This is a genomic window from Enterobacter sp. 2VL (genome assembly GCF_005503595.1).
Lineage (GTDB): Bacteria > Pseudomonadota > Gammaproteobacteria > Enterobacterales > Enterobacteriaceae > Enterobacter > Enterobacter cancerogenus.
This window is the reverse complement of sequence record NZ_SCNE01000007.1, coordinates 13,172-37,950: the sequence shown is the minus strand read 5'-3', so window position 1 is coordinate 37,950 and position 24,779 is coordinate 13,172. Positions and strand designations below refer to the sequence as shown.

At 56.6% G+C, this 24,779-nt stretch carries 20 protein-coding genes and 1 other RNA gene; 13 read left to right on the top strand and 8 right to left on the bottom strand.

Going from position 1 to position 24,779, the window contains the following annotated elements:
* Positions 1-3: 3 nt before the first annotated feature.
* The 7 genes from FFS28_RS16510 to kbaZ all read right to left on the bottom strand — a co-directional run bounded on the left by FFS28_RS16510 (position 4) and on the right by kbaZ (position 6,438).
* On the bottom strand, positions 4-1,152 hold the full coding sequence (locus FFS28_RS16510; RefSeq protein WP_137903499.1) for an SIS domain-containing protein: 1,149 nt from the start codon (positions 1,150-1,152) through the stop codon (positions 4-6).
* Between the two features lie 245 nt (positions 1,153-1,397).
* Positions 1,398-2,531: an N-acetylglucosamine-6-phosphate deacetylase gene (nagA, locus tag FFS28_RS16505; RefSeq protein ID WP_137903498.1), complete on the bottom strand. Its 1,134-nt coding sequence runs from the start codon at positions 2,529-2,531 to the stop codon at positions 1,398-1,400.
* Positions 2,528-2,962 (bottom strand): PTS galactosamine/N-acetylgalactosamine transporter subunit IIA, encoded by a 435-nt coding sequence (gene agaF / locus FFS28_RS16500; RefSeq protein ID WP_006178729.1) that lies wholly within the window; start codon positions 2,960-2,962, stop codon positions 2,528-2,530. The genes nagA and agaF overlap by 4 nt, the downstream gene beginning before the upstream one ends.
* Before the next feature lie 16 nt (positions 2,963-2,978).
* The gene (gene agaE / locus FFS28_RS16495) at positions 2,979-3,857 is read right to left on the bottom strand and encodes a PTS N-acetylgalactosamine transporter subunit IID (RefSeq protein WP_101736923.1); all 879 of its coding nucleotides are present in this window, start codon (positions 3,855-3,857) and stop codon (positions 2,979-2,981) included.
* Positions 3,847-4,626 carry a PTS N-acetylgalactosamine transporter subunit IIC gene (gene agaW / locus FFS28_RS16490; RefSeq protein ID WP_006178726.1) on the bottom strand — a complete coding sequence of 260 codons (780 nt, stop codon included), beginning with the start codon at positions 4,624-4,626 and terminating at the stop codon, positions 3,847-3,849. Before agaW ends, agaE begins: the two co-directional genes overlap by 11 nt.
* A gap of 10 nt (positions 4,627-4,636) precedes the next feature.
* Positions 4,637-5,110 carry a PTS N-acetylgalactosamine transporter subunit IIB gene (gene agaV, locus FFS28_RS16485; RefSeq protein WP_137903497.1) on the bottom strand — a complete coding sequence of 158 codons (474 nt, stop codon included), beginning with the start codon at positions 5,108-5,110 and terminating at the stop codon, positions 4,637-4,639.
* A gap of 20 nt (positions 5,111-5,130) precedes the next feature.
* On the bottom strand, positions 5,131-6,438 hold the full coding sequence (gene kbaZ, locus FFS28_RS16480) for a tagatose-bisphosphate aldolase subunit KbaZ (protein ID WP_137903496.1): 1,308 nt from the start codon (positions 6,436-6,438) through the stop codon (positions 5,131-5,133).
* A 239-nt stretch (positions 6,439-6,677) separates the two neighbouring features.
* Between kbaZ and FFS28_RS16475 the strand changes: the two genes are divergently transcribed.
* A complete protein-coding gene (locus FFS28_RS16475; RefSeq protein ID WP_006178723.1) occupies positions 6,678-7,481 on the top strand; it encodes a DeoR family transcriptional regulator in 804 nt (267 codons plus the stop codon).
* A gap of 92 nt (positions 7,482-7,573) precedes the next feature.
* On the opposite strand, the gene garD is transcribed toward FFS28_RS16475, so the two are convergent.
* A complete protein-coding gene (gene garD / locus FFS28_RS16470; RefSeq protein WP_137903495.1) occupies positions 7,574-9,145 on the bottom strand; it encodes a galactarate dehydratase in 1,572 nt (523 codons plus the stop codon).
* 412 nt (positions 9,146-9,557) lie between these two features.
* Here garD and FFS28_RS16465 point away from each other — a divergent pair, with 412 nt between their 5' ends.
* From FFS28_RS16465 to FFS28_RS16410, 12 genes are all read left to right on the top strand, one after another.
* Positions 9,558-10,892: an MFS transporter gene (locus FFS28_RS16465; protein ID WP_006178718.1), complete on the top strand. Its 1,335-nt coding sequence runs from the start codon at positions 9,558-9,560 to the stop codon at positions 10,890-10,892.
* 15 nt (positions 10,893-10,907) lie between these two features.
* The gene (garL, locus tag FFS28_RS16460) at positions 10,908-11,678 is read left to right on the top strand and encodes a 2-dehydro-3-deoxyglucarate aldolase (RefSeq protein ID WP_058609426.1); all 771 of its coding nucleotides are present in this window, start codon (positions 10,908-10,910) and stop codon (positions 11,676-11,678) included.
* 20 nt (positions 11,679-11,698) lie between these two features.
* On the top strand, positions 11,699-12,589 hold the full coding sequence (gene garR / locus FFS28_RS16455) for a 2-hydroxy-3-oxopropionate reductase (RefSeq protein ID WP_006178715.1): 891 nt from the start codon (positions 11,699-11,701) through the stop codon (positions 12,587-12,589).
* 59 nt (positions 12,590-12,648) lie between these two features.
* Positions 12,649-13,794: a glycerate 2-kinase gene (gene garK, locus FFS28_RS16450; RefSeq protein WP_137903494.1), complete on the top strand. Its 1,146-nt coding sequence runs from the start codon at positions 12,649-12,651 to the stop codon at positions 13,792-13,794.
* Between the two features lie 32 nt (positions 13,795-13,826).
* Positions 13,827-14,205, top strand: an RNA gene (gene rnpB, locus FFS28_RS16445) — RNase P RNA component class A.
* A 708-nt stretch (positions 14,206-14,913) separates the two neighbouring features.
* Positions 14,914-15,834: a transcriptional regulator TdcA gene (gene tdcA, locus FFS28_RS16440; protein WP_006178710.1), complete on the top strand. Its 921-nt coding sequence runs from the start codon at positions 14,914-14,916 to the stop codon at positions 15,832-15,834.
* Positions 15,835-15,934: 100 nt separating this feature from the next.
* Positions 15,935-16,924: a bifunctional threonine ammonia-lyase/L-serine ammonia-lyase TdcB gene (gene tdcB, locus FFS28_RS16435; RefSeq protein ID WP_088208484.1), complete on the top strand. Its 990-nt coding sequence runs from the start codon at positions 15,935-15,937 to the stop codon at positions 16,922-16,924.
* Positions 16,925-16,934: 10 nt separating this feature from the next.
* Positions 16,935-18,266 (top strand): threonine/serine transporter TdcC, encoded by a 1,332-nt coding sequence (tdcC, locus tag FFS28_RS16430; RefSeq protein WP_006178708.1) that lies wholly within the window; start codon positions 16,935-16,937, stop codon positions 18,264-18,266.
* A gap of 30 nt (positions 18,267-18,296) precedes the next feature.
* Complete coding sequence (gene tdcD / locus FFS28_RS16425) at positions 18,297-19,505, top strand: propionate kinase (protein ID WP_137903493.1); 1,209 nt, start codon at positions 18,297-18,299, stop codon at positions 19,503-19,505.
* A gap of 15 nt (positions 19,506-19,520) precedes the next feature.
* Complete coding sequence (gene pflB, locus FFS28_RS16420) at positions 19,521-21,815, top strand: formate C-acetyltransferase (RefSeq protein ID WP_137903492.1); 2,295 nt, start codon at positions 19,521-19,523, stop codon at positions 21,813-21,815.
* A 274-nt stretch (positions 21,816-22,089) separates the two neighbouring features.
* The gene (locus FFS28_RS16415; protein ID WP_137903491.1) at positions 22,090-23,421 is read left to right on the top strand and encodes an SLC5/6 family protein; all 1,332 of its coding nucleotides are present in this window, start codon (positions 22,090-22,092) and stop codon (positions 23,419-23,421) included.
* A gap of 21 nt (positions 23,422-23,442) precedes the next feature.
* On the top strand, positions 23,443-24,744 hold the full coding sequence (locus tag FFS28_RS16410) for an L-cysteine desulfidase family protein (RefSeq protein ID WP_137903490.1): 1,302 nt from the start codon (positions 23,443-23,445) through the stop codon (positions 24,742-24,744).
* The last annotated feature ends 35 nt before the right edge of the window (positions 24,745-24,779 follow it).

The following is a 24,779-nucleotide window of genomic DNA, read 5'->3' as shown; positions in this document are numbered from 1 at the left end:
CTCTTAAGCCTGCCACGGATGAATAACCACGCCCTGCACCACACGGTTGACCGTGCCGCTGGCAGACGGGGTATCTGGCGTGTTGCCCACGCGAATGGACTGGGTGAGCGCAAAGACCTGGGCGTACATCAGGAAGCAGAACGCCTGTTCCATGTCGTTAAACGCGCGGGAAGGCGGCAGCAAAATATGCGGACCAGCCTCAATAATGGGATCTGTTTCGGCTGCGATCGCCACCACGCGCATCGCCTGACGATCGCGGCGCAGCTCGGCCAGCAGATCCAGATCGTAGCGGCGGGTATACGGATGGCTGGAGATGAAGACCACCACCAGCGTTTCGTTATTTACCAGGGATTTTGGCCCGTGGCGGAAGCCGGTTGGGGAATCGTAAAAGGCCGCCAGCTCGCCTGCGGTCAGCTCCAGCACTTTCAGCGCCGACTCGCGTGCTACGCCCTGCAGGCCGCCGCTCCCCAGATAGACGATCCGCTTCCATGGCTCGTTGCCAAAAACGCCGCCGCTAAAATCGCCCAGCGAGGAGAGGATCGCCTGACAGCGATCGGCGACGGCGCGGAATGCCTGACTGTTAAAGACTTCTGGCATGAACACCGCCAGGCAGCTCGCCATCATGGTGGTGATGCTGCTGGTCATCGCGAACCCGCGATCGTGCGTTTCGGCAGGCATCAGCAGGGCAAAGGCGTTATCACCGTCGACCGCGTTCTGGTAGAGGCTTCCCGCCTCGTTGCAGGTAATGGTCAGGTGATAGCACTCCGGCACGAACTGGTTAGCCAGCTGTACAGCTGCGACGCTTTCCGGGCTATTGCCCGAGCGGGCAAAGGAGACCAGCAGCAGCGGATGTGCGGCGCTGAAGTAGTCCATTGGGTTAGTGACCAGGTCGGTTGTGGGTACGGCGGTAATGTTTTTCCCGGTGTGGCTGGCGATCCACGGCGCAACGATATCGCCGATAAAGGCGGAGGTGCCTGCGCCTGTCAGTACGATCCGAAGATCGCGCTTGCGCAGCAGCGGTTGAAGAAAACCGTCAATTGAGGCGCGCAGGCTATCGATGTTGTTCAGCGATCGGATCCAGCTTGATGGCTGCTGGCGGATCTCTTCTTCAGTCCATGTGCCGGTCGTGGCGGTGGGGATAGTTTCTGGCATAACTCAGTCCTTAGTCGTGTGAATTCCACATCAGACGCTGGCAAACGTGTCGCTATCTTTCGTTTCGTTTCACTTGTTCACTTTAGCAGTTGAATAAAATTTATAGAAAAGAAATCGAAAGTTCAATGCGAAAGAAGAAATAAAACGAAAAGTGTGATCGAAAAGGAAAAGCAAAAAATGAAGGAAAGGAAAAGAAAGGCCTTACGAGGGGGTGTCGTAAAGCCAAAAAGGGGCAAAGTGAAAGGTCAGAGGGAGAGAGCCTGACCCTGGATCCAGATCGTCTGGAGGTGTAAACCGCCGTCCAGCGCGATAATATTGGCGCGCTTGCCCGGGGCGAGCGATCCGAGCTGCCCGTCAATGCCCAGCAAGCGGGCAGGGTGCAGGGAGGCCATATGAATCGCCTCTTCTGCCGTTACGCCCGTATGTTCAACCATGTTGCGTACGGCAGCATCCAGCGATAGCGTACTGCCCGCCAGCCCACCTGACGCCGTACGCACCACGCCGCTGCGTAGAGTAACGTCTTCACCGCAAAGCCGATAACGGCCATCGGGCATACCGGCCGCCTGCATGGCGTCGGTAATCAACACCATGCGATCTTTTGCGCAGCAGCAGCACAGGCGCATGGCGCCGGGGTGAACGTGGTGCCCGTCGGCAATCAGCTCCAGCCACGCCCGCTCGTCCGTTAGCCCGGCACCCACCATACCGGGTTCCCTGTGATGTAACCCCGTCATGCCGTTATAGCAGTGGACCAGCCCGTCTGCCCCTGCGTCAAAGGCGGCAAGCGTCTGCCCGTAGGTGGCGGCGCTGTGGCCCAGCATCACGCGGATGCCTCGCTGCTTCAGATGGCGAATCGCCTGCAGCGCACCCGGTTTTTCTGGTGCCAGTGCCACCACTTTGAGGGTGTGTTGCGAGACCGCCATCAACGCGTCCAGCTCGGCGATATCCAGTTCGCGAAACAGTCCGGGCGGGTGCGCCCCTTTATTCTGCGGCGTAAAGTACGGCCCCTCCAGATAACTGCCCAGCACCAGCGCGCCGGGACCACCGGCCAGACAGCGCCGGGCAATCCGCATAAGCGCACCGTGAATGGCCTCCAGCGGCGCGGTGACGGTGGTGGGCAGAAACGCCCCCACGCCTTCACGCGCTTTATGCCGGGCTAACGTATCCAGCGTGCCGGGCGCCTCATCCATCACATCCACCCCCGCGCCGCCGTGAACGTGAGTATCGATATAGGCCGGACAAAGCAGTTCGGCATCGCGCGCGGTCACGCCCGTCGGTATGGGGTCGATGGCAACGATCACGTCTTTTTCAATGCGCAACTGGTGGTCGTCCAGCCAGCCCCCTTCGGTGAGTAGCCGCCGTGCGCGCAGTACCTGGCTCATATCCCTTCCTCGGCAGGCGCTTCCTCGCGACAGCGGCCAAGTTCATCCACCAGGCTCGTCAGGCCGCGGTGTCCGCACTCCAGCGCCTGAAGGCGGAACGCTTCGCTGCTCAGTCCCTCGCGCTCCAGCACCATCTCCAGCAGAAGCTGCAGATTCGTGCCGGTGATGACTTCGCTGCCGGGCCGCTGCATCGCCAGCGTAGAAGCCACGCGAAACGGCGTACCGCCCAGCAGGTCGGTAAGGAACACAATGTCGAATTGCCCGTCCAGTTCACTCACCGCCTGCTCGAGCTGAGCGGTCAGCCGCGCTGTCGTGGAAGACGCGGGAAAATCAATGGCGATAAACTGTGGCTGTTCGCCGAGGATCTGCTTCATCGCCTGCTCAAGCCCGCTGGCAAAGCCGCCATGACCCGTCAAAATAATGCCTAACATCGCAACCTCTTCGCGTTTACAGGAAGTGACAGAATTTACCGACAACGCCCAGGACCACGGTGATACCAATCAGGCGCAGCGGGCTCCAGCCACGGCGTACCAGCCAGAACATGGTCAGGGTATAGACCAGCGGCAGAAATGCGGGCATCAGCTTGTCGATAACGTCGGTTTGCAGTTTGACCACCGCATCCCCGGCCTTAATTTCAAGGGTGGTATTGAGGCGTACGTAGGTTGCTACCAGCGCGCCAATCACCGTCATCCCGACGATAGAGGCCGCGTGGCCCACCTTTTTGGTGTTGGCTTTAATCAGCGGAATGGCGGCAACGCCCATTCGGTATGCGTAGTGCGCCAGGCCAAAGCGCAGGCCGAGATGCACCACGTTGAACAGTACGATAAAGACCACCGCGCCAAGAATGGAGCCTTGCAGCGCCAGGCTGGCACCAATACCGCCGCAGATGGGCAGCAGGGTGAGCCAGAACATGGCATCGCCGATGCCGCCGAGCGGGGCGCCCACGGCAATCTTGGTGCTTTGAATGCTGTTCACATCCTGCTTGGAACGCTCCATCGCCAGGATAATGCCGATCACAAAGGTCACCAGGAACGGGTGGGTATTGAAGAAGCCCATATGGCCTTTCATGGCGCGCGCCAGGTCCCGTTTGTTGGTGTGAATTTTTTTCAGCGCGGGCAGCAGGCCATACAGCCAGCCGGAAGCCTGCATACGTTCATAGTTGAACGACGCCTGTAACAGCATCGAACGCCAGGCCACGCGGTTAATATCTTTTTTTGTCAGCTCAGCCCCGATCTGCTGGTCTTCGTAGACGTTTTCGTTTACGCCGGTGAGCAGCGACGTTTCGCTTTCGGTGACGTCCGGCAGGGTAGTGTGATTAGATGCCATCTTCGAATTCCTCTTTCTGGGCTGCGGGCGCCGTCGGTTCAGGGGATTTACGCAGCAGGTCGATCAGGGCCATCGCCAGCGCCGCTGCCGCAATGGCCAGCACCGGGAGCTTCAGCCAGGCCGCCGCCACGAAACCGATAATGAAGTAAGGGATGTAGACGTTTTTCATCATGATCTTCAGCAGCACGGCAAAGCCGATAGCCGGCATGATGCCGCCCGCGACGCCGAGGCCGTCGATCAAACGCTCCGGCAGGACATCAATGGCGGTTTTTGCGTGTTCCGCACCAAAGTAGATGGGCAGAAACGCGCACAGAAAGTAGAAGACCCCGAGCGCCAGCAGCGCCAGATAGTTAACCCGTTCAATGCCGTCGGTGTCCGCATTGGCCGCCATGCGATCGCAGCGCGACATCACACCGGACATAACCGAGAACAGGAAGGTTATGCCCATCTGTACCGCCACGGCGAAGGGCACGGCGACCCCAACGGCCACGTCCGGCTTCACGCCAGTGGTAATCGCGAACGTGGTACCGACAATGGTGCCGATAATCACGTTCGGCGGCTGCGCGCCTGCCAGCGGTGCCAGCCCCATCCAGACCAGCTCTAACGTACCGCCGGTCAAAATACCGGTGTGGAGATCGCCCAGAATCAGGCCGACCAGCGGCCCAAGCACCACCGGGCGGTGCATGTGTGTTAACCCGTTAAACATATCCAGGCCTGCGATAAAGGCGAGAATGCCTAACGCAAATGCCTGCAACAGACTGATTTCCATTGTGAATCCCTCAGAGCAGTTTAAAGAGATCCAAAGCAGTTTCTGTTGGAACGCCCTGAACGAAGCATTCCACCCCGGCGGTTTTCAGGCCGTTGAACGCGGCGATATCGTTCGCGTCTACAGACACCGTTTTGGCAACTTGCTGTTTGCCATTGGCATAGTGCATATTTCCGACGTTGATACGGGTGATGGGCACGCCGCCTTCTACCAGCGTCAGAAAATCAGCGGGGGTTTTGCAAACCAGCAGAATTTTCTGGCGGTCGGCGGCGCGGTGAATGTTGTCGATCGTTTTTTGCAGCGACCAGAAGCGCACGGCAATGCCTTCTGCGAGCACCATTTCCATCAGGTTTTGCTGAACCGGATCCCCTGCAACCTCGTCATTAGCCACCAGCACCAGGTTTGCCCCCGCAAACCCAACCCACTGCACGCCTACCTGACCGTGGATCAGGCGTTCATCGATGCGGCATAAAACAATGTTTGGCATAGCGTGTTCCTCTTTTTTAATTATGCGTGTTGAGTCGTTACGCCTTCGCAGGCGGCATGGTACTGCTGGAGTATGTCCTGAATGTGGTCAATGATGAGGTCCCGTGGCGTCGACTTGAGAGCACCCTCGCGAACTTTGCTGTACTGCAACGGCAGATATTGGCTGATAAGCGGCAGGGGGATTGGTTCGTCTGCCAGATTACGCACCAGCCGCGCGAAGGCATCGTCTATCTGGCCGTCTGGCCAGTAGTAGCGCACGCGGTCGGAATAGCTGTAGCCACGTGCCAGACGCCGTGCGTTGCCGTCGCCGTGGTAGTGGCTTTGCCAGTATTCCGGGCGGTCGAGCATGACGTTTTCCAGCACCTGACGCAGGCCAGAGCTGGCTTTGGCGGGTAATAACTCTTCTTCTATCGCGGCCAGAGAGAACAAGGCTTCACGCAGGGCAAAGGTGAGCGCCGGGCCGACTTTGAGGATCGCGAAGTGACCGTTCACTAATTGTCGCAGGGCCTGCGGCGTCTGGTAATCGGTGGAGTGTGCCTCAAACACCAGGGTGTCGTAAGCCTCTACCATTTTACTGAGCGCGACGGCTTTTTGCGGCTGATAATCACACACCTGGGTGTGGTCGAATTCGACGCCGGGCTGCACCACCAGGCCAATGATGCGTGGCCAGAGAGCGTTTAATCCTTCCTTTTCGAACGCGTGACGGTGCGCCTCAAGCGTGGCGCGTGCTGCCTCGGGCGTGGTGACGTCCAGCTCGCTTAATGTTTCATGCGCACCACCGGGCACCGGCACTTCCGTGCCGATGACATAGACCAGGTCAGCGGAGCCAAACCGCGCGCGGCAGGTCTCTTCGGCAATTTTTGCCAGACGCGCCGCGCGTTCGGCAACAATGGCATCGGTTAGCGGGACCGGATCGTCTTCGCAGGACATGCTGCAATCGAGGTGGATCTTTTTAAAACCGGCTGCGACATAGCACCTGATCAGATCGTCGGCATTGGCCATTGCCTGATCCGCAGGCAGGCTTTGCCAGCGGTTTGGCCCCAGATGGTCGCCGCCGAGGATCAGCTGTGACGACGGGAAGCCAAGAGACTCCGCCAGTTGGCAGACAAACCCGTGAAAATCGGCGGGCGTCATGCCGGTATAGCCGCCAAACTGATCCACCTGGTTCGAGGTGGCTTCGATCAGCAGCGGTGTCTGGTGCAATTGGGCGTAACGAATTGCGGCTTCAAGGACCAGCGGATGTGCGGAACAGACGGCATAAATCCCGTTTGCATTCCCCCGTTTATGTTGCTTCACCATTTCTGTCAGATGTTTCACTTTCCTCTCCATTTCGGATGGTGATGGTGTCAATCTTTCGTTTTGTTTCATTTGATACTGCATCATGGTGGTATAAAAATAAAACGAAAGATAATAGTTTTCCGATCTGTTTCACAAAAGAAACATAATGAAAGGTTTCAGCGCGAAAAGTGCTGACGCCACGGGGCCGTGGCGGGGTTGCATTTTCGTAAAAGAAAGGCGTTAATAGATAAAACGAAATGAAACGAAAGTTTATTGATTAAGGAGCTCGCATGAGCAGCACCGATTCTTCCGCAGAGAAGCGCATCACCGGGACCAGTGAAAGGCGAGAACACATTATTCAGCGGTTGCGGGCGCAGGGAAGCGTGCAGGTGAACGATCTCTCCTCTTTATACGGCGTGTCGACGGTGACCATCCGCAACGACCTGGCGTTTCTTGAGAAGCAGGGGATTGCGGTTCGCGCCTATGGCGGCGCACTCATTTGCGAAGGCACTGCCGCCGGGGTCGAGCCTTCCGTTGAGGACAAAAGCTCGCTGAACACGGCGGTGAAACGCAGCATCGCCCAGGCCGCGGCCGGGCTGGTGAAGCCGGGGCATCGCATTATTCTGGACTCCGGTACCACCACCTTTGAAATCGCCCGCATGCTGCGCCAGCATACGGATGTGATTGCCATGACGAACGGTATGAACGTTGCGAATGCCCTGCTGGAAGCGGATGGGGTAGAACTGCTGATGACCGGTGGACACCTGCGACGCCAGTCGCAATCTTTCTATGGCGACCAGGCGGAACAGTCGTTGCAGAACTACCATTTCGACCTGCTGTTCCTGGGGGTTGATGCCATCGATCTGGATCGCGGCGTGAGCACGCACAACGAGGACGAGGCCCGCCTGAACCGTAAAATGTGCGAAGTGGCCGAGCGTATTATTGTCGTGACTGACTCAAGCAAGTTTAACCGCTCCAGCCTGCATAAAATTATCGATACGCAGCGGATTGATATGATTATCGTTGACGAAGGGATACCGGTTGAAAGCCTGGAGGGGCTGCGTAAGAGCGGGATTGAGGTGGTGCTGGTTTAAAGGGCTTCCTAACCCTCTCCGACGGGGAGAGGGAACCGTTCGGTGCGATTTTCACCCTCTCCTTTGGGGAGAGGGCAGGGTGAGGGGCATAATCACGTCACCGGCGCCGGGTTAAATACCGCCAGCTGATTGTGTAGTCCCCATTGGTCGGAGAAGGTTTTCTTACGTCCACTCGCCACATCCAGAATAAAGTGGAACAACTTCCAGCCCACCTCCTCAATGCTCTCTTCCCCGGTCGCGATAGTGCCCGCGTTGATATCCATTAAGTCATACCAGCGGTTTGCCAGCTCGGTGCGGGTCGCCATTTTGATCACCGGTACTGCCATCAAGCCGTACGGCGTGCCGCGCCCGGTGGTGAAGACCTGTACCGTAATGCCTGACGCCACCTGCTGCGTGCCGCAGACGAAATCGCTGGCGGGGGTTGCCGCATAGATCAGGCCGCGTTTGGTCGGGCGCTGGCCCGGCGAAAGCACTTCGACAATCGCGCTCTGGCCCGATTTCGCAATCGAACCGAGGGCTTTTTCCACCACGTTTGCCAGACCGCCTTTTTTATTGCCCGGCGAGGGGTTGGCGCTGCGATCGGTTTTGCCCATATCAAGATAGTTATCGTACCAGGCCATCTCTTCCAGCAGACGTTTGCCGACCTCTTCATTGACGGCGCGCGGCGTGAGCAGATGAATGGCATCGCGTACTTCGGTAACTTCGGAGAACATCACCGTCGCCCCGCAGCGTACTAACAAATCGGACGCATAGCCGACCGCCGGATTAGCGGTCACGCCGGAGAACGCGTCGCTGCCGCCGCACTGGGTGCCCACTACCAGCTCGGAAGCCGGACAGGTTTCGCGCTGGCGCATGTTCAGTTTGTCGAGATGACGCTCTGCCACCTGAAGAATGTCGTCAACCATTGAGCGAAAGCCGACGTGGTGCTCGTCCTGCAGGCGCAGGATGCTGGCGTCGTCGACCGCAATGGCTTTGACATCTTCGGTGCCCTGGAGCAGGCGCTCAGGCTGGAGTTTTTCACAGCCCAGACCAATCACCATAACCTCGCCGCCAAAGTTGGGGTTCAGGGCGATATTGTGAATAGTACGAATCGGGACCACGGCAGCGGGGGCGTTGATGGCTACGCCGCAGCCGTAGAGATGGTTCAGACCCACCACGCCGTCGACGTTGGGGTATTTCGGCAGCAGGTCGCGCTCAATGATCTTCACCACGTAATCCACCACGCCCGCCACGCAGTGCACGCTGGTGGTAATACCGAGCAGGTTTTTGGTGCCGACGCTGCCGTCCGCATTGCGGTAGCCTTCAAAGGTATAGCCTTCCAGCGGCGGCAGCGGCTCCGGTACGCGGGTCGCCAGCGGCAGGGTGTTCAGTGGCGGCGCGGTTGGCAGCTCAACCAGGGACTCCTCAATCCAGCTTCCCTGGGCAATGGCTCGCGCCGCGTAGCCAATCACTTCGCCGTAACGCACGATTTCACCGTTAGCCGGGATATCCACCAGTGCGACTTTATGCCCCTGAGGAATATGCTCAATTAATTCCAGCCCGTCCGGGAAACGCGTCCCCGCTTTTAAGCCGTTGTCGTTGACAATAATCGCCACGTTATCGGTATCGTGAACTTTAATATAGAACGCCGTCGGCGATGCTTGTCGAATTTCAATGTCGGCCATTGTTCAGTATTCTCCAGCAAAGTGTCTGATAATAAATGCAGCCAGATGAGTATTTATTTTCTTATTGTCGAAATAAAGACGCTGCTTTCTAAATAAAGAATGTCAGGACCTGGGATATAAAAATGTGATCAAGATCACCTCGTCAGGCGAGAGAACACGCCACCCGGCAGGTTATCGATGATTCTGTGCATCAGCGCCCAGTACGTTGTGCATATGCTCAAAACATTATTGAAAATTGCCGTAATAATTGAGCGTTAATCCAATGTGATGCCATTGGACGGTGGCTATACTGAATCACGATTTCATTGCGTCTGGTTAATTACCTGATATGAGCTGCTATCGATAAATAATCAGGAGAGACTCTTCCTAAAATTATAAATATAAAACTCCCGATGTGCCCGAGGAAATAAACATGATACTGGATACGACCGTAGAATCGAGAAAGGGTATGCCTACCCGCTATTTAATTCTGCTTATTATTTTTATCGTGACGGCCATTAACTACGCTGACCGTGCCACGCTGTCGATTGCCGGTACGGAAGTGGCGAAAGAGCTGCAGCTTAGCGCCGTCTCAATGGGGTATATTTTCTCCGCATTCGGCTGGGCCTACCTGCTGATGCAAATCCCCGGCGGCTGGCTTCTCGATAAGTTTGGCTCCAAAAAGGTCTATACCTATAGCCTGTTTTTCTGGTCGCTGTTCACCTTCCTACAGGGCTTTGTGGACGTTTTCCCCCTGGCCTGGGCAGGCGTGTCGATGTTTGTCATGCGTTTTATGCTCGGCTTCTCTGAAGCGCCGTCCTTCCCGGCGAACGCCCGTATTGTGGCGGCCTGGTTCCCGACCAAAGAGCGCGGGACGGCCTCCGCGTTGTTTAACGCCGCGCAGTATTTCTCGCTGGCGATCTTCTCTCCGCTGCTGGGCTGGCTGACCTTCGCCTGGGGCTGGGAACATGTGTTCACCGTGATGGGCGCGATCGGTTTTGTCCTGACGGGCATCTGGGTGAAGTTTATCCATAACCCGACCGACCATCCGCGGATGTCCGCGCAGGAGCTGAACTTCATTACTGAAGGCGGCGCCGTGGTGGATATGGATCATAAAAAGCCGGGCGCGCAGGTTGCCAGCGGGCCTAAGCTCCATTACATCAAACAGTTATTGACCAATCGCATGATGCTGGGCGTGTTCTTTGGTCAATACTTTATCAACACCATCACCTGGTTCTTCCTCACCTGGTTCCCGATTTATCTGGTGCAGGAAAAAGGCATGTCGATTCTGAAAGTGGGCCTGGTGGCCTCTATTCCGGCGCTGTGCGGGTTTGCCGGTGGCGTGCTCGGCGGAGTGTTCTCGGACTATCTGATTAAGCAGGGCAAGTCGATCACCCTGGCGCGTAAGCTGCCGATTGTGCTGGGCATGCTGCTGGCGTCCTCCATCATCCTGTGTAATTACACCGATAACACCACGCTTGTGGTAGCGCTGATGGCGCTGGCCTTCTTCGGTAAAGGATTTGGTGCACTCGGTTGGCCGGTCATTTCCGACACCGCACCAAAAGAGATTGTCGGCCTGTGCGGTGGGGTGTTTAACGTCTTTGGTAACGTGGCGTCTATCGCGACGCCGCTGGTCATTGGTTATCTGGTCAGCGAGCTGCATTCGTTCAACGCGGCGCTGGTATTCGTGGGCTGTTCAGCGTTGATGGCGATGGTTTGCTACCTGTTTGTGGTAGGCGACATCAAACGTATGGAATTGCAGAAATAAGCAAAGGTATAAGCGATGAGTAACGATATCTTCCCGAACAAATTTAAAGCGGCCCTCGCGGCACACCAGATCCAGATTGGCTGCTGGTCTGCGCTGGCGAACCCCATCAGTACCGAAGTGCTGGGTCTTGCCGGTTTCGACTGGCTGGTGTTAGACGGCGAACATGCGCCGAACGACATCAGCACCTTTATCCCGCAGCTGATGGCGCTGAAAGGCAGCCAGAGCGCGCCGGTGGTACGTGTCCCGACTAACGAGCCGGTGATCATCAAACGTTTGCTGGATATCGGTTTCTACAACTTCCTGATCCCGTTTGTGGAAAGTGAAGAAGAGGCGGTGCAGGCCGTGGCCTCTACCCGCTACCCGCCGGAAGGCATCCGCGGCGTGTCCGTTTCACATCGCGCCAATATGTTTGGCACCGTGCCGGATTACCTCGCGCAGTCCAACAAGAACATCACCATCCTGGTGCAGATCGAGAGCCAGCAGGGCGTTGATAGCGTGGATGCTATCGCGGCGACCGACGGCGTGGACGGCATCTTCGTCGGCCCAAGCGATCTGGCGGCTGCATTCGGCCACCTCGGCAATGCCGGACACCCGGAGGTGCAGCGCGCCATCCAGCACATCTTTGCCCGCGCCAAAGCACACGGCAAACCGTGCGGCATCCTGGCACCGGTTGAGGCAGACGCCCGCCGTTACCTGGAGTGGGGGGCAACCTTCGTCGCCGTGGGTAGCGATCTCGGCGTGTTCCGCTCGGCCACGCAGAAATTAGCGGACGCTTTTAAAAAATAACCATCATCGAGGAAAAGATTATGACGCTGAAAGTCGGATTTATTGGCCTGGGGATCATGGGCAAGCCCATGAGCAAAAATCTCATCAAAGCCGGTTACTCACTGGTGGTTTCTGACCGTAATCCGGAGTCGGTGGCTGAGGTTATTTCGGCCGGGGCAGAAGCTGCGACCACGGCCAAAGCCATTGCCGAACAGTGCGATGTCATCATTACGATGCTGCCCAACTCCCCGCACGTCAAAGAGGTGGCGCTGGGTGAGAACGGCATTATTGAGGGCGCGAAGCCGGGCCTGGTGGTGATCGACATGAGTTCTATCGCCCCGCTGGCGAGCCGCGAGATCAGCGAAGCGCTAAAAGCGAAGGGCGTCGATATGCTGGATGCGCCGGTAAGCGGCGGTGAGCCAAAGGCCATCGACGGCACGCTTTCCGTCATGGTCGGCGGTGATAAGGCCATCTTCGACAAATACTACGACCTGATGAAAGCGATGGCCGGTTCCGTAGTGCATACCGGTGAAATCGGGGCGGGCAACGTCACCAAGCTGGCAAACCAGGTGATTGTCGCGCTGAACATCGCCGCGATGTCTGAAGCCCTTACGCTGGCAACCAAAGCCGGCGTTAACCCGGACCTGGTGTATCAGGCGATCCGTGGCGGCCTTGCGGGCAGTACCGTGCTGGATGCCAAAGCGCCGATGGTAATGGATCGTAATTTCAAGCCGGGCTTCCGTATCGATCTGCACATTAAAGATCTGGCGAACGCGCTGGATACCTCGCACGGCGTGGGCGCGCAGTTGCCGCTGACCGCCGCGGTGATGGAGATGATGCAGGCGCTGCGCGCCGACGGTCTGGGCACCGCCGACCATAGCGCGATTGCGTGCTACTACGAAAAGCTGGCGAAGGTGGAAGTCTCTCGCTAATGACGTCCTGCCCGGCGGCGCTACGCCTGCCGGGCGTTGTGTAGTAACAGGCTACAACTATGAAAATCGTAATCGCGCCAGACTCGTATAAAGAAAGCCTTTCTGCCACCGAGGTAGCACAGGCGATTGAAAAAGGATTTCGGGAAATCTTCCCCGATGCACTTTATGTTTCTGTGCCTGTTGCTGACGGTGGAGAAGGGACAGTCGAAGCGATGATTGCCGCGACCCGGGGCACAGAACAGCATGCCGTGGTCACTGGCCCGCTGGGCGAGAAGGTCAATGCCTGCTGGGGGATGTCTGGCGATGGCGGCACCGCCTTTATCGAGATGGCGGCGGCCAGCGGCCTGGCGCTGGTGCCTCCCACGCGGCGTAACCCGTTGGTGACCACCTCGCGCGGCACGGGCGAGTTGATCCTCTGTGCGCTGGATAAAGGCGCACGCAACATTATTATCGGCATCGGCGGAAGTTCAACCAACGACGGCGGGGCGGGTATGATGCAGGCGCTGGGCGCGAAGCTCACCGACGCGAACGGCACGGAAATTGGCTATGGCGGCGGCAGCCTGATGGCGTTGAACAGTATCGATCTTACGGGCCTGGATGCCCGGCTCAAAAGCTGCACGATCCGCGTCGCCTGTGACGTGACGAACCCGCTGGTGGGCGAAAAGGGCGCGTCGCGGATCTTTGGCCCACAGAAAGGGGCGACCGAGGGGATGATCCTCGAACTCGACGCCAACCTTAGCCATTATGCCGACGTGATTAAAAAATCCCTGCGCATCGATGTTAAACAGGTACCGGGCGCGGGGGCCGCAGGCGGAATGGGGGCGGCGCTGATGGCCTTCCTCGGCGCAGAGCTGAAGAGCGGCATTGAGATTGTCACCCAGGCACTCAACCTTGAAGAACATATACACGACTGTACCTGGGTGCTGACGGGGGAAGGGCGCATCGACAGCCAGAGCATTCATGGCAAGGTGCCGGTGGGCGTGGCGAACGTCGCCAAAAAATACCATAAGCCGGTGATCGGCATTGCCGGAAGCCTGACGCAGGACGTCGGCGTGGTGCATCAGTATGGCATCGACGCGGTGTTCAGCGTGCTGACCAGTATTGGCTCGCTGGAGGAGGCGTTTCGCGGGGCTTATGACAATATTTATCGCGCCTCGCGCAATATCGCCGCCACTTTGCAGGTGGGGATGCGCACGCAAGGGTGACAGCGAGACGCAAACCCTCTATACTTCGCGCCGAAGCTGACCAGACAGTCGCCGCTTCGTCGTCGTCCCCTTTCGGGGGGAGACGGGCGGAGGGGAGGAAAGTCCGGGCTCCACAGGGCAGGGTGCCAGGTAACGCCTGGGGGGGAAACCCACGACCAGTGCAACAGAGAGCAAACCGCCGATGGCCCGCGCAAGCGGGATCAGGTAAGGGTGAAAGGGTGCGGTAAGAGCGCACCGCGCGGCTGGCAACAGTCCGTGGCACGGTAAACTCCACCCGGAGCAAGGCCAAATAGGGGTTCACATGGTACGGCCCGTACTGAACCCGGGTAGGCTGCTTGAGCCAGTGAGCGATTGCTGGCCTAGATGAATGACTGTCCACGACAGAACCCGGCTTATCGGTCAGCTTCAACTTCTTAAAGAACCCCGCCTCGGCGGGGTTTTTGCTATGTACACTAAATGATTTGCTATCTGTCGGTCGTTGGCCAGCTAAGCGCGTACCACCCATAACCCCGGTAAACGACATCAATTCTCATATTTGCGACATTAAGCACATTTCACTCCCAACGACGTTTTGCTGGCAGCTCATCACCCGTAGACGATCGCAATCACAAAATTTCACGCTAAAAAAGTGACGATTCGCAGTGTTGTTATGATGTGAATATTGTTGCCTGAATGAGGGTGAAAGTTTTCGTAGTTGAAATGTATATATTGAAATTCAATACATTTGCCATGTGAATATGTGACCCGCTCCACTCTTTACTTTGGCAGCAATCATTCGTTATCGCTTTATTTGATAAAATACAGGAATGTTTTAATAAAATAATGGTTACTTAGTAGTCTTTAATTGCTTGAAATATCGCCTTTCTTGCCGCTTATATATCCAAAAAATTCACCTCAGTTATCACCATAAAATATTTTTATTACCTGCGATTTTGTTGATCAATATCAGCCAAATAGCGCGTTTATTTTTGTTTAAATGATTGAATAAAAAGAAATTTAAGGAGTTTTTATTATGAGTGGTGAAAGCGCGTAAAGGCAAATTGTGAGTAACAGCACATACCCCCTGAAACAATATTGGGTAGAATTCGCCCCGTCATAGGGAAATAAGCGCAGAATATTATGAACACTATTATTCTACCGAAAACACAGCATCTCGTGGTATTTCAGGAAGTCATTAAAAGTGGCTCCATAGGTTCTGCTGCAAGACAACTGGGATTGACGCAACCCGCGGTCAGCAAAATCATCAGCGATATCGAATCCTACTTCGGCGTCGAAGTGATGGTTCGTAAAAATACCGGCGTAAAGCTTACTGCCGCAGGCCAGGTGTTGCTGTCGTACTCAGAGTCGATCACCCGAGAGATGAAGAACATGGTGAGCGAAATTAACAGCCTCAGCTTTAGCACCGTCATGGACGTTTCATTCGGCTATCCGTCGCTCATCGGCTTCACCTTCCTGTCGGAGATGATCAAAAAGTTCAAGGAAGTGTTCCCGAAAGCGCGGGTATCCATGTATGAAGCGCAGCTCTCCTCTTTCCTGCCCGCCATTCGCGATGGTCGGCTGGATTTTGCTATCGGCACGCTGAGCGACGAGATGCTGCTGCAGGATCTTCACGTGGAGCCGCTGTTTGAGTCCGAGTTTGTGCTGGTCGCCAGCAAATCACGAACGTGCACCGGCTCGACTACACTGGCATCGCTCACGCATGAACAGTGGGTGATGCCGCAAACCGATATGGGCTACTACAAAGAACTTCTGACTACCCTGCAAGACAACCACATCAGCATTGAAAATATCGTCCAGACCGATTCGGTCGTCACCATTTATAACCTTGTCCTTAATGCCGATTACCTGACGGTTATTCCTCGCGACATGATTGCGCCGTTCGGTTCTGACCAGTTTATTATGCTGCCGGTTGAAGATGAATTACCCGTGGCACGTTACGCCGCGGTATGGTCCAAAAATTACAGTATTAAAAAATCCGCCTCGGTATTAGTCGAACTGGCGAAACAATATTCGTCAATGAATATCGAACGACGACGATGAAATCGTAACAACAGTTTAAAAAACACCCGGAGCGTGTCGTTTTAGCGCTCTGATACCCTGAGTTTGCCTGAAAACAATCAATTATTATAACGAGGATATTATGCACATTACCTACGACCTCCCGGTGACCATCGAAGATATTCAGGATGCCAGAAAACGCCTGGCCGGTAAGGTTTATAAAACCGGTATGCCGCGTTCAAATTATCTCAGCGAACGTTGCAAGGGTGAAATTTTTCTGAAATTTGAAAATATGCAGCGCACCGGCTCTTTTAAAATTCGCGGTGCGTTTAATAAACTCAGTTCGCTTACGGAGGCGGAGAAACGTAAAGGCGTGGTGGCGTGTTCCGCCGGAAATCATGCTCAGGGCGTGTCGCTCTCCTGCGCCATGCTCGGTATCGATGGCAAAGTGGTCATGCCGATGGGCGCACCGAAATCCAAGGTCGCCGCCACGCGCGACTACTCCGCCGAGGTGGTGCTCCACGGCGAAAACTTCAACGATACCATCGCGAAAGTGAGCGAAATCGTTGAGATGGAAGGGCGCATTTTTATCCCGCCTTATGACGATCCTAAGGTCATTGCCGGGCAGGGAACGATTGGCCTGGAAATTCTTGAAGATCTCTATGATGTGGATAACGTGATTGTGCCTATTGGCGGCGGCGGATTAATTGCCGGCATTGCTACGGCCATTAAATCCGTTAACCCAACCATTAATATTATCGGCGTGCAGTCAGAAAACGTTCACGGTATGGCGGCGTCCTGGCAAGCCGGAGAAATCATTAATCACCGTGTAACCGGCACATTAGCCGACGGCTGCGATGTCTCTCGCCCGGGTAAATTAACGTTCGACATTGTTCGTGAATTAGTCGATGACATTGTGCTGGTCAGCGAGGATGACATTCGCAACAGCATGATTGCACTTATTCAGCGAAATAAAGTGGTGACAGAAGGGGCGGGCGCGCTGGCCTGTGCCGCCTTATTAAGCGGCAAACTGGACCACTATATTCAGGGCCGCAAAACGGTGTGCATTATTTCCGGCGGCAATATCGATCTTTCCCGCGTTTCGCAAATTACCGGCTTCGTTGACGCATAAAGGATGACCTATGAGCAACACAGAAAGCATTATCGTTGGCCAGACAAAAACGTCCGCATGGCGTAAGTCTGATACCACCTGGACGCTGGGCCTGTTTGGTACCGCCATTGGCGCAGGCGTGCTGTTCTTCCCGATCCGTGCAGGCTTTGGCGGGCTGATCCCAATCCTGCTGATGTTGGTGCTGGCCTATCCCATCGCCTTTTACTGCCACCGCGCGCTGGCGCGTTTGTGCCTGTCCGGGAGCAACGTCTCCGGGAACATTACGGAAACGGTGGAAGAGCATTTCGGCAAGACCGGTGGGGTGGTGATCACCTTCCTCTACTTCTTTGCGATTTGCCCGCTGCTGTGGATTTACGGCGTCACCATTACCAACACCTTTATGACCTTCTGGGAAAACCAGCTGCAGCTCCCGGCGCTTAACCGTGGCTTTGTGGCGCTGTTCCTGCTGCTGCTGATGGCCTTTGTGATCTGGTTTGGTAAAGACCTGATGGTGAAGGTGATGAGCTTCCTGGTGTTCCCGTTTATCGCCAGTCTGGTGCTGATCTCCCTGTCGCTGATCCCCTACTGGAACTCGGCGGTGATCGACCAGGTCAACCTGAGCGATATCGCCTTTACCGGGCACGACGGCATTCTGGTGACGGTCTGGCTGGGGATCTCCATCATGGTCTTCTCCTTTAACTTCTCGCCTATCGTCTCCTCGTTTGTGGTCTCCAAACGCGAAGAGTACGAGCCGGAGTTTGGCAAAGCGTTCACCGAGCAGAAATGTTCCAAAATCATCAGTCGCGCCAGCCTGCTGATGGTCGCCGTGGTGATGTTCTTTGCCTTTAGCTGCCTGTTCACGCTCTCCCCACAGAACATGGCGGAAGCCAAAGCGCAGAACATTCCGGTGCTCTCTTATCTGGCGAACCACTTTGCTTCGATGTCGGGCAGCAAATCGACCTTCGCGACGGTACTGGAATACGGTGCTTCTATCATCGCGCTGGTGGCGATCTTCAAATCCTTCTTCGGCCACTACCTGGGCACCCTGGAAGGGCTGAACGGCCTGATCCTGAAGTTCGGTTACAAGGGTGACAAGAAGAACGTCTCGGTCGGCAAACTGAACACCATCAGCATGGTATTCATCATGGGGTCAACCTGGGTGGTGGCCTACGCCAACCCGAACATTCTCGACCTTATTGAAGCCATGGGTGCGCCAATCATCGCCTCACTGCTGTGCCTGCTGCCGATGTATGCCATCCGCAAGGCACCGGCGCTGGCGAAATATAAAGGCAGAGCGGAGAACATTTTCGTTACTGCGGTCGGCCTGCTGACCATTCTGAATATCGTTTACAAACTGTTCTAACCCAAAGCTCAGGATGAGCGGAGTCACACCATGATTGAATTTCCGGTTGTACTGGTCATTAACTGCGGATCGTCTTCGGTTAAGTTTTCAGTACTCGACGCAGCACACTGCGATGCCCTGATGACGGGCATTGCAGACGGCATCAACACTGAGAACGCCTGTATCTCGGTGAACGGCGGTGAGCTGGTCAAACTGGCTCACCAGGATTACGAAGGGGCGCTGGCGGCCATCGCCCTTGAGCTGGAGAAGCGCGATCTGATGAGCAGCGTGGCCTTGATTGGCCACCGCATTGCCCACGGTGGCGATCGCTTCAGCGAATCCACCCTTATCACCGAAGAGGTCATCGAGCAGATCCGCCAGGTGTCTCCGCTGGCGCCTTTGCACAATTACGCCAACCTGAGCGGCGTGGAAGCGGCTGAACGCATGTTCCCGGGCGTGCAGCAGGTTGCGGTGTTTGATACCAGCTTCCACCAGACGCTGGCACCGCACGCCTGGCTCTATGGGCTGCCGTATCGCTATTTCGAAGAGCTGGGCGTGCGCCGCTACGGCTTCCACGGCACCTCGCACCGCTACGTTAGCGGGCAGGCGCATACGCTTCTCGGGCTTTCGCCTGACGACAGCGGGCTGGTTATCGCCCACCTGGGCAATGGGGCATCCATCTGCGCGGTGCGTAACGGTGAAAGCGTCGATACCTCTATGGGCATGACGCCGCTGGAAGGGTTGATGATGGGCACGCGCTGCGGCGACGTGGATTTTGGCGCGATGGCGTGGATTGCCCGGCAGACGGATCAATCGCTCGACGATCTGGAACGGATGGTTAACAAAGAGTCCGGTCTGCTGGGGATCTCCGGAATATCGTCCGACCTGCGAACGCTCGAAAAAGCCTGGCATGAAGGCCATCAGCGGGCGCAGCTGGCGATACACACCTTTGTGCACCGTATCGCGCGGCACATTGCCGGGCACGCGGCGTCGCTGCACCGGCTGGACGCTGTGATCTTCACCGGTGGAATCGGCGAGAACTCAACGCTTATCCGCGCGCTGGTGGCTGAACGGCTCAAGGTCTTTGGCATCACGCTGGACGACGCCAAAAACGCCCTGCCGGGAAGCGCAGGCGAGCGCATTATTTCCACCGACGCGTCCCGTGCGGCCTGCGCGGTGATCCCGACCAACGAAGAAAAAATGATCGCGCAGGATGCCCTCCGTCTTGGGAAGGTCACATCGGCTGCGGCTTATGCCTGATAAAGCGAGAAGAGAATGAAAGTAACTATCGATACGCGCGTTGCGCCCTACAGCGACGCATGGGCCGGGTTTCGCGGTGAAGAATGGAAAGACGCCGTTAACGTGCGCGATTTTATTCAGCATAACTACACCCCTTATGAAGGTGATGAGGCTTTCCTCGCGCAGGCGACGCCTGCAACGACGGCGCTGTGGCAGAAGGTGATGGTCGGCATTCGTCAGGAGAATGCCACCCACGCCCCGGTGGATTTTGACACCAATATTGCTACCACCATTACCGCGCATGGGCCGGGCTATATCGACGAAGATCTGGAGACGATCGTCGGCCTGCAAACTGATAAACCCCTCAAGCGCGCCCTGCATCCGTACGGTGGGATCAACATGATCCGCAGCTCTTTCGAGGCCTACGGGCGCGAAATGGATCCGCAGTTTGAGTACCTGTTTACCGATCTGCGCAAAACCCATAACCAGGGTGTATTTGATGTGTACTCCCCGGAGATGATGCGCTGCCGAAAATCGGGCGTGCTGACGGGATTGCCGGACGGCTACGGACGCGGGCGGATCATCGGTGATTATCGTCGCGTGGCGCTGTACGGCATCAGCTATCTGGTGCGCGAGCGCGAGCTGCAGTTCGCCGATCTGCAGGGAAAACTTGAGCGCGGTGAAGATCTGGAGGCGACGATCCGCCTGCGCGAAGAGCTGGCGGAACATAAACGCGCGCTGCTGCAGATCCAGCAGATGGCGTCGGGCTATGGCTTTGACATCTCCCGCCCGGCGATGAACGCTCAGGAGGCGGTGCAGTGGGTCTACTTTGCTTATCTGGCGGCGGTAAAATCCCAGAACGGCGGGGCGATGTCGCTGGGGCGCACGGCTACGTTCCTGGATATCTACATTGAGCGGGATATGCAGGCAGGCCGCCTGAGCGAAATGCAGGCGCAGGAGCTGATCGACCACTTCATTATGAAGATCCGCATGGTGCGCTTCCTGCGCACGCCGGAGTTCGACACGCTCTTTTCCGGCGATCCTATCTGGGCCACGGAGGTGATCGGCGGTATGGGGCTGGATGGCCGCACGCTGGTCACCAAAAACAGCTTCCGCTACCTGCACACGCTGCACACCATGGGGCCTGCGCCGGAGCCGAACCTGACGATCCTCTGGTCTGAACACCTGCCGATCGCGTTCAAGAAATATGCCGCGCAGGTGTCGATCGTCACCTCTTCGCTGCAGTATGAAAACGACGATCTGATGCGCGCTGACTTCGACAGCGACGATTACGCGATAGCCTGCTGCGTCAGCCCGATGGTGATCGGCAAGCAGATGCAGTTCTTCGGGGCGCGTGCCAACCTCGCCAAAACGCTGCTGTATGCGATCAACGGCGGCGTGGACGAGAAGCTGAAGATCCAGGTGGGGCCGAAAACCGATCCGCTGCTGGACGAGGTGCTGGATTACGACACCGTGATGGCGAGCCTCGATCACTTTATGGACTGGCTGGCGGTACAGTACATCAGCGCGCTGAATCTCATTCACTACATGCATGATAAGTACAGCTACGAAGCCTCGCTGATGGCGCTGCACGATCGCGATGTCTATCGCACCATGGCCTGCGGCATCGCCGGGCTGTCGGTGGCGGCGGATTCGCTGTCAGCCATCAAGTACGCCACGGTGAAGCCGGTGCGCGACCACACTGGCCTGGCGGTGGATTTTGTGATTGAAGGCGACTATCCGCAGTACGGTAACAATGACGATCGGGTGGACAGCATCGCCTGCGATCTGGTCGAGCGCTTTATGAAGAAGATTCAGGCGCTGCCAACCTACCGTAACGCCGTGCCGACCCAGTCGATCCTGACCATCACATCGAACGTGGTCTACGGCCAGAAGACCGGCAACACGCCGGACGGCCGCCGCGGCGGGACACCGTTTGCACCGGGCGCCAACCCGATGCACGGGCGCGACAGGAAAGGGGCGGTGGCCTCGTTGACGTCGGTCGCGAAGCTGCCGTTTACCTACGCCAAAGACGGTATTTCGTACACCTTCTCGATTGTGCCGCAGGCGCTGGGCAAAGATGAAGGCGTGCGCAAAACCAACCTTGTGGGGCTGCTGGACGGGTACTTCCATCACGAAGCGGCCATAGAGGGTGGGCAGCATCTGAACGTCAACGTCATGAACCGGGAGATGCTGATGGATGCTATTGATCATCCGGAGAATTACCCGAACCTGACGATCCGCGTTTCAGGCTATGCGGTGCGGTTTAACGCCCTGACGCGCGAGCAGCAGCAGGACGTGATCTCCCGAACCTTTACCCAGGCGATGTAACCTGCGATGTCTCCAGCCCCCTCGATAACAGGGGGCTTTTTTTTCTTGATCGCCGTCACTTTTAGCAAAACAGGGCGAAAACCCTCCATTAAGAAGTAAAATTTCCTCCCGCTTACGTAAATCCCCATAAAAATTGTGACTTTTTTCTCTTCCTCTGCGGATATCATCTTTTCATTCTAAAAACACACACCTGCGGCAGTTCTGCTCATTATCGCTGATGAGAAAAAACCAAATAAAAATTAATTAGTTACCCTACAAAATAAGCGAGTGCCCAATGGAAACGGCAACAAAAAGCAGTGTGATTGTGAAAGACTCGTCCGCGGCAAGGCGGGCAGGTATGAGTGAAAGCGAATGGCGCGAGGCGATTAAATTCGACAGCACCGACACGGGGTGGGTCATCATGAGTATTGGGATGGCTATCGGCGCGGGGATCGTTTTTCTCCCGGTGCAGGTCGGATTAATGGGCCTGTGGGTGTTTTTACTTTCGTCGATCATTGGCTATCCGGCCATGTATTTATTCCAGCGTCTGTTTATTAATACGCTGGCTGAATCCCCGGAATGCAAAGATTACCCGAGCGTGATCAGCGGTTATCTCGGGAAAAACTGGGGCATATTATTAGGCGCGCTCTATTTCGTGATGCTGGTGATCTGGATGTTCGTCTATTCTACTGCCATCACCAACGACAGCGCCTCTTATCTGCACACCTTTGGTCTGACCGACGGCTTGCTCTCGGAAAACCCGTTCTACGGCTTATTCCTGATCTGCATTCTGGTCGCGATCTCGTCGCGCGGTGAGAAGCTGCTGTTTAAAGTCTCAAGCCTGATGGTGCTCACCAAGCTGTTTGTGGTGGCGGCGCTTGGGCTGTCGATGATCGGCCTCTGGCATTTAGCCAACGTGGGCATGCTGCCGCCGATGGGGCTGCTGATTAAAAACGCCATTATCACGCTGCCGTTTACCTTAACGTCGATCCTGTTTATTCAGACCTTAAGCCCGATGGTCATTTCGTATCGCTCACGTGAGAAGTCCGTTGAGGTCGCGCGCCACAAGGCTCTGCGGGCAATGAATATCGCCTTCGGCATCCTGTTTGTGACGGTCTTTTTTTACGCCGTCTCCTTCACCCTGGCAATGGGCCACGACGAAGCGGTAAAAGCTTACGAGCAGAATATTTCAGCTCTGGCGATTGCGGCGCAGTTTATCAGCGGTGACGGCGCGGGCTGGGTCAAAATCGTCAGCGTGATCCTCAATATTTTCGCCGTCATGACCGCGTTCTTCGGCGTGTATCTCGGCTTTCGCGAGGCGACGCAGGGCATTGTGATGAATATCCTGCGCCGCAAAATGCCGACAGACAAAATCAATGAACATACCGTGCAGCGCGGCATCATGCTGTTCGCCATTCTGCTGGCCTGGAGCGCCATTGTGTTAAATGCGCCCGTGCTGAGCTTTACCTCAATTTGCAGCCCCATTTTCGGCATGGTGGGCTGCTTAATTCCGGCGTGGCTGGTCTACAAAGTCCCGGCGCTGCACAAATATAAAGGCGTGTCGCTGGTGATTATCGTTATTACCGGACTGCTGCTGTGTGTTTCTCCTTTCCTCGCGTTTTCCTGAGGAGTGAATAAGGTTGTCACGATGTCTGAGCAAATGAATCCTTTATGGACGCAGTTTATTCGTGCGGTGCAGGAAGAAGTTAAGCCTGCCCTGGGGTGTACGGAACCTGTCTCTCTGGCGCTGGCCTGTGCGATTGCCGCTGAGCAGCTGGGCGCTGAGGTCACGAAAATTGAGGCGTGGGTATCGCCAAACCTGATGAAAAACGGTCTGGGCGTTACGGTGCCCGGTACTGGCATGGTCGGCCTGCCGATTGCGGCGGCGCTGGGGGCCATTGGCGGCAACGCGCAGGCCGGGCTGGAGGTGTTGAAAGATGCCACGCCTGAGGCGCTGGCGCGCGCCAAAGCCTTGCTGGAGGCCGGTCTGGTGCAGGTGAAACTGCAAGAACCGTGCGATGAGATCCTCTATTCCCGCGCCTGTGTTTACGCCGGAGAGGCCTCTGCGATGGTGACCATCGCAGGGGGGCATACGCGCGTTGTCGAGGTGGTGTGCCGGGGCGAAACGCGCTTTACGCTCGACGAGCCTCAGGACGAGGTGAACGCCGATCCCCTGTCGGTGCTTTCGGACACCACGCTTGCGCAGATTGTGGCGTTTGCCGAACAGGTTCCGTTCGGGGCGATCCGCTTTATTCTGCAAGCAGGGGAGTTGAACGATGCGCTCTCCCGCGAGGGACTGAGCGGTAAATGGGGGCTGCACATTGGCGCAACGCTCACTAAGCAACGCTCGCGCGGCTGGCTGGCGCAGGATGTCGGGTCGGATATCGTTATCCGCACCAGCGCGGCGTCAGATGCGCGTATGGGCGGGGCGACGCTCCCGGCGATGAGCAACTCGGGTTCCGGCAACCAGGGGATCGCCGCGACCATGCCTGTGGTGGTCGTGGCAGAGCACGTACAGGCCGATCAAGAGCGGCTTGCCCGGGCGCTGATGCTCTCGCACCTGTCGGCTATCTACATCCATCATCAGCTTCCACGTTTATCCGCGCTGTGTGCGGCAACGACGGCAGCAATGGGCGCTGCGGCCGGGATGGCGTGGCTGATGGGCGGAGGCTACCAGACCATTGCCATGGCGATCGGCAGCATGATCGGGGATGTCAGCGGGATGATCTGCGATGGCGCATCGAACAGCTGCGCGATGAAGGTCTCTACCAGCGTAGGCAGCGCCTGGAAAGCGGTGATGATGGCGCTGGATGAAACGGCCGTGACGGGCAACGAAGGGATTGTGGCGCACGACGTGGAGCAGTCTATCGCTAATCTGTGCGCGCTGGCGTGTCGTTCAATGCAGGCAACGGATCGGCAGATTATTGAAATAATGGCGAGTAAGGTGTAAAGAATTCCCCTCACCCCAACCCCTCTACCCAACGG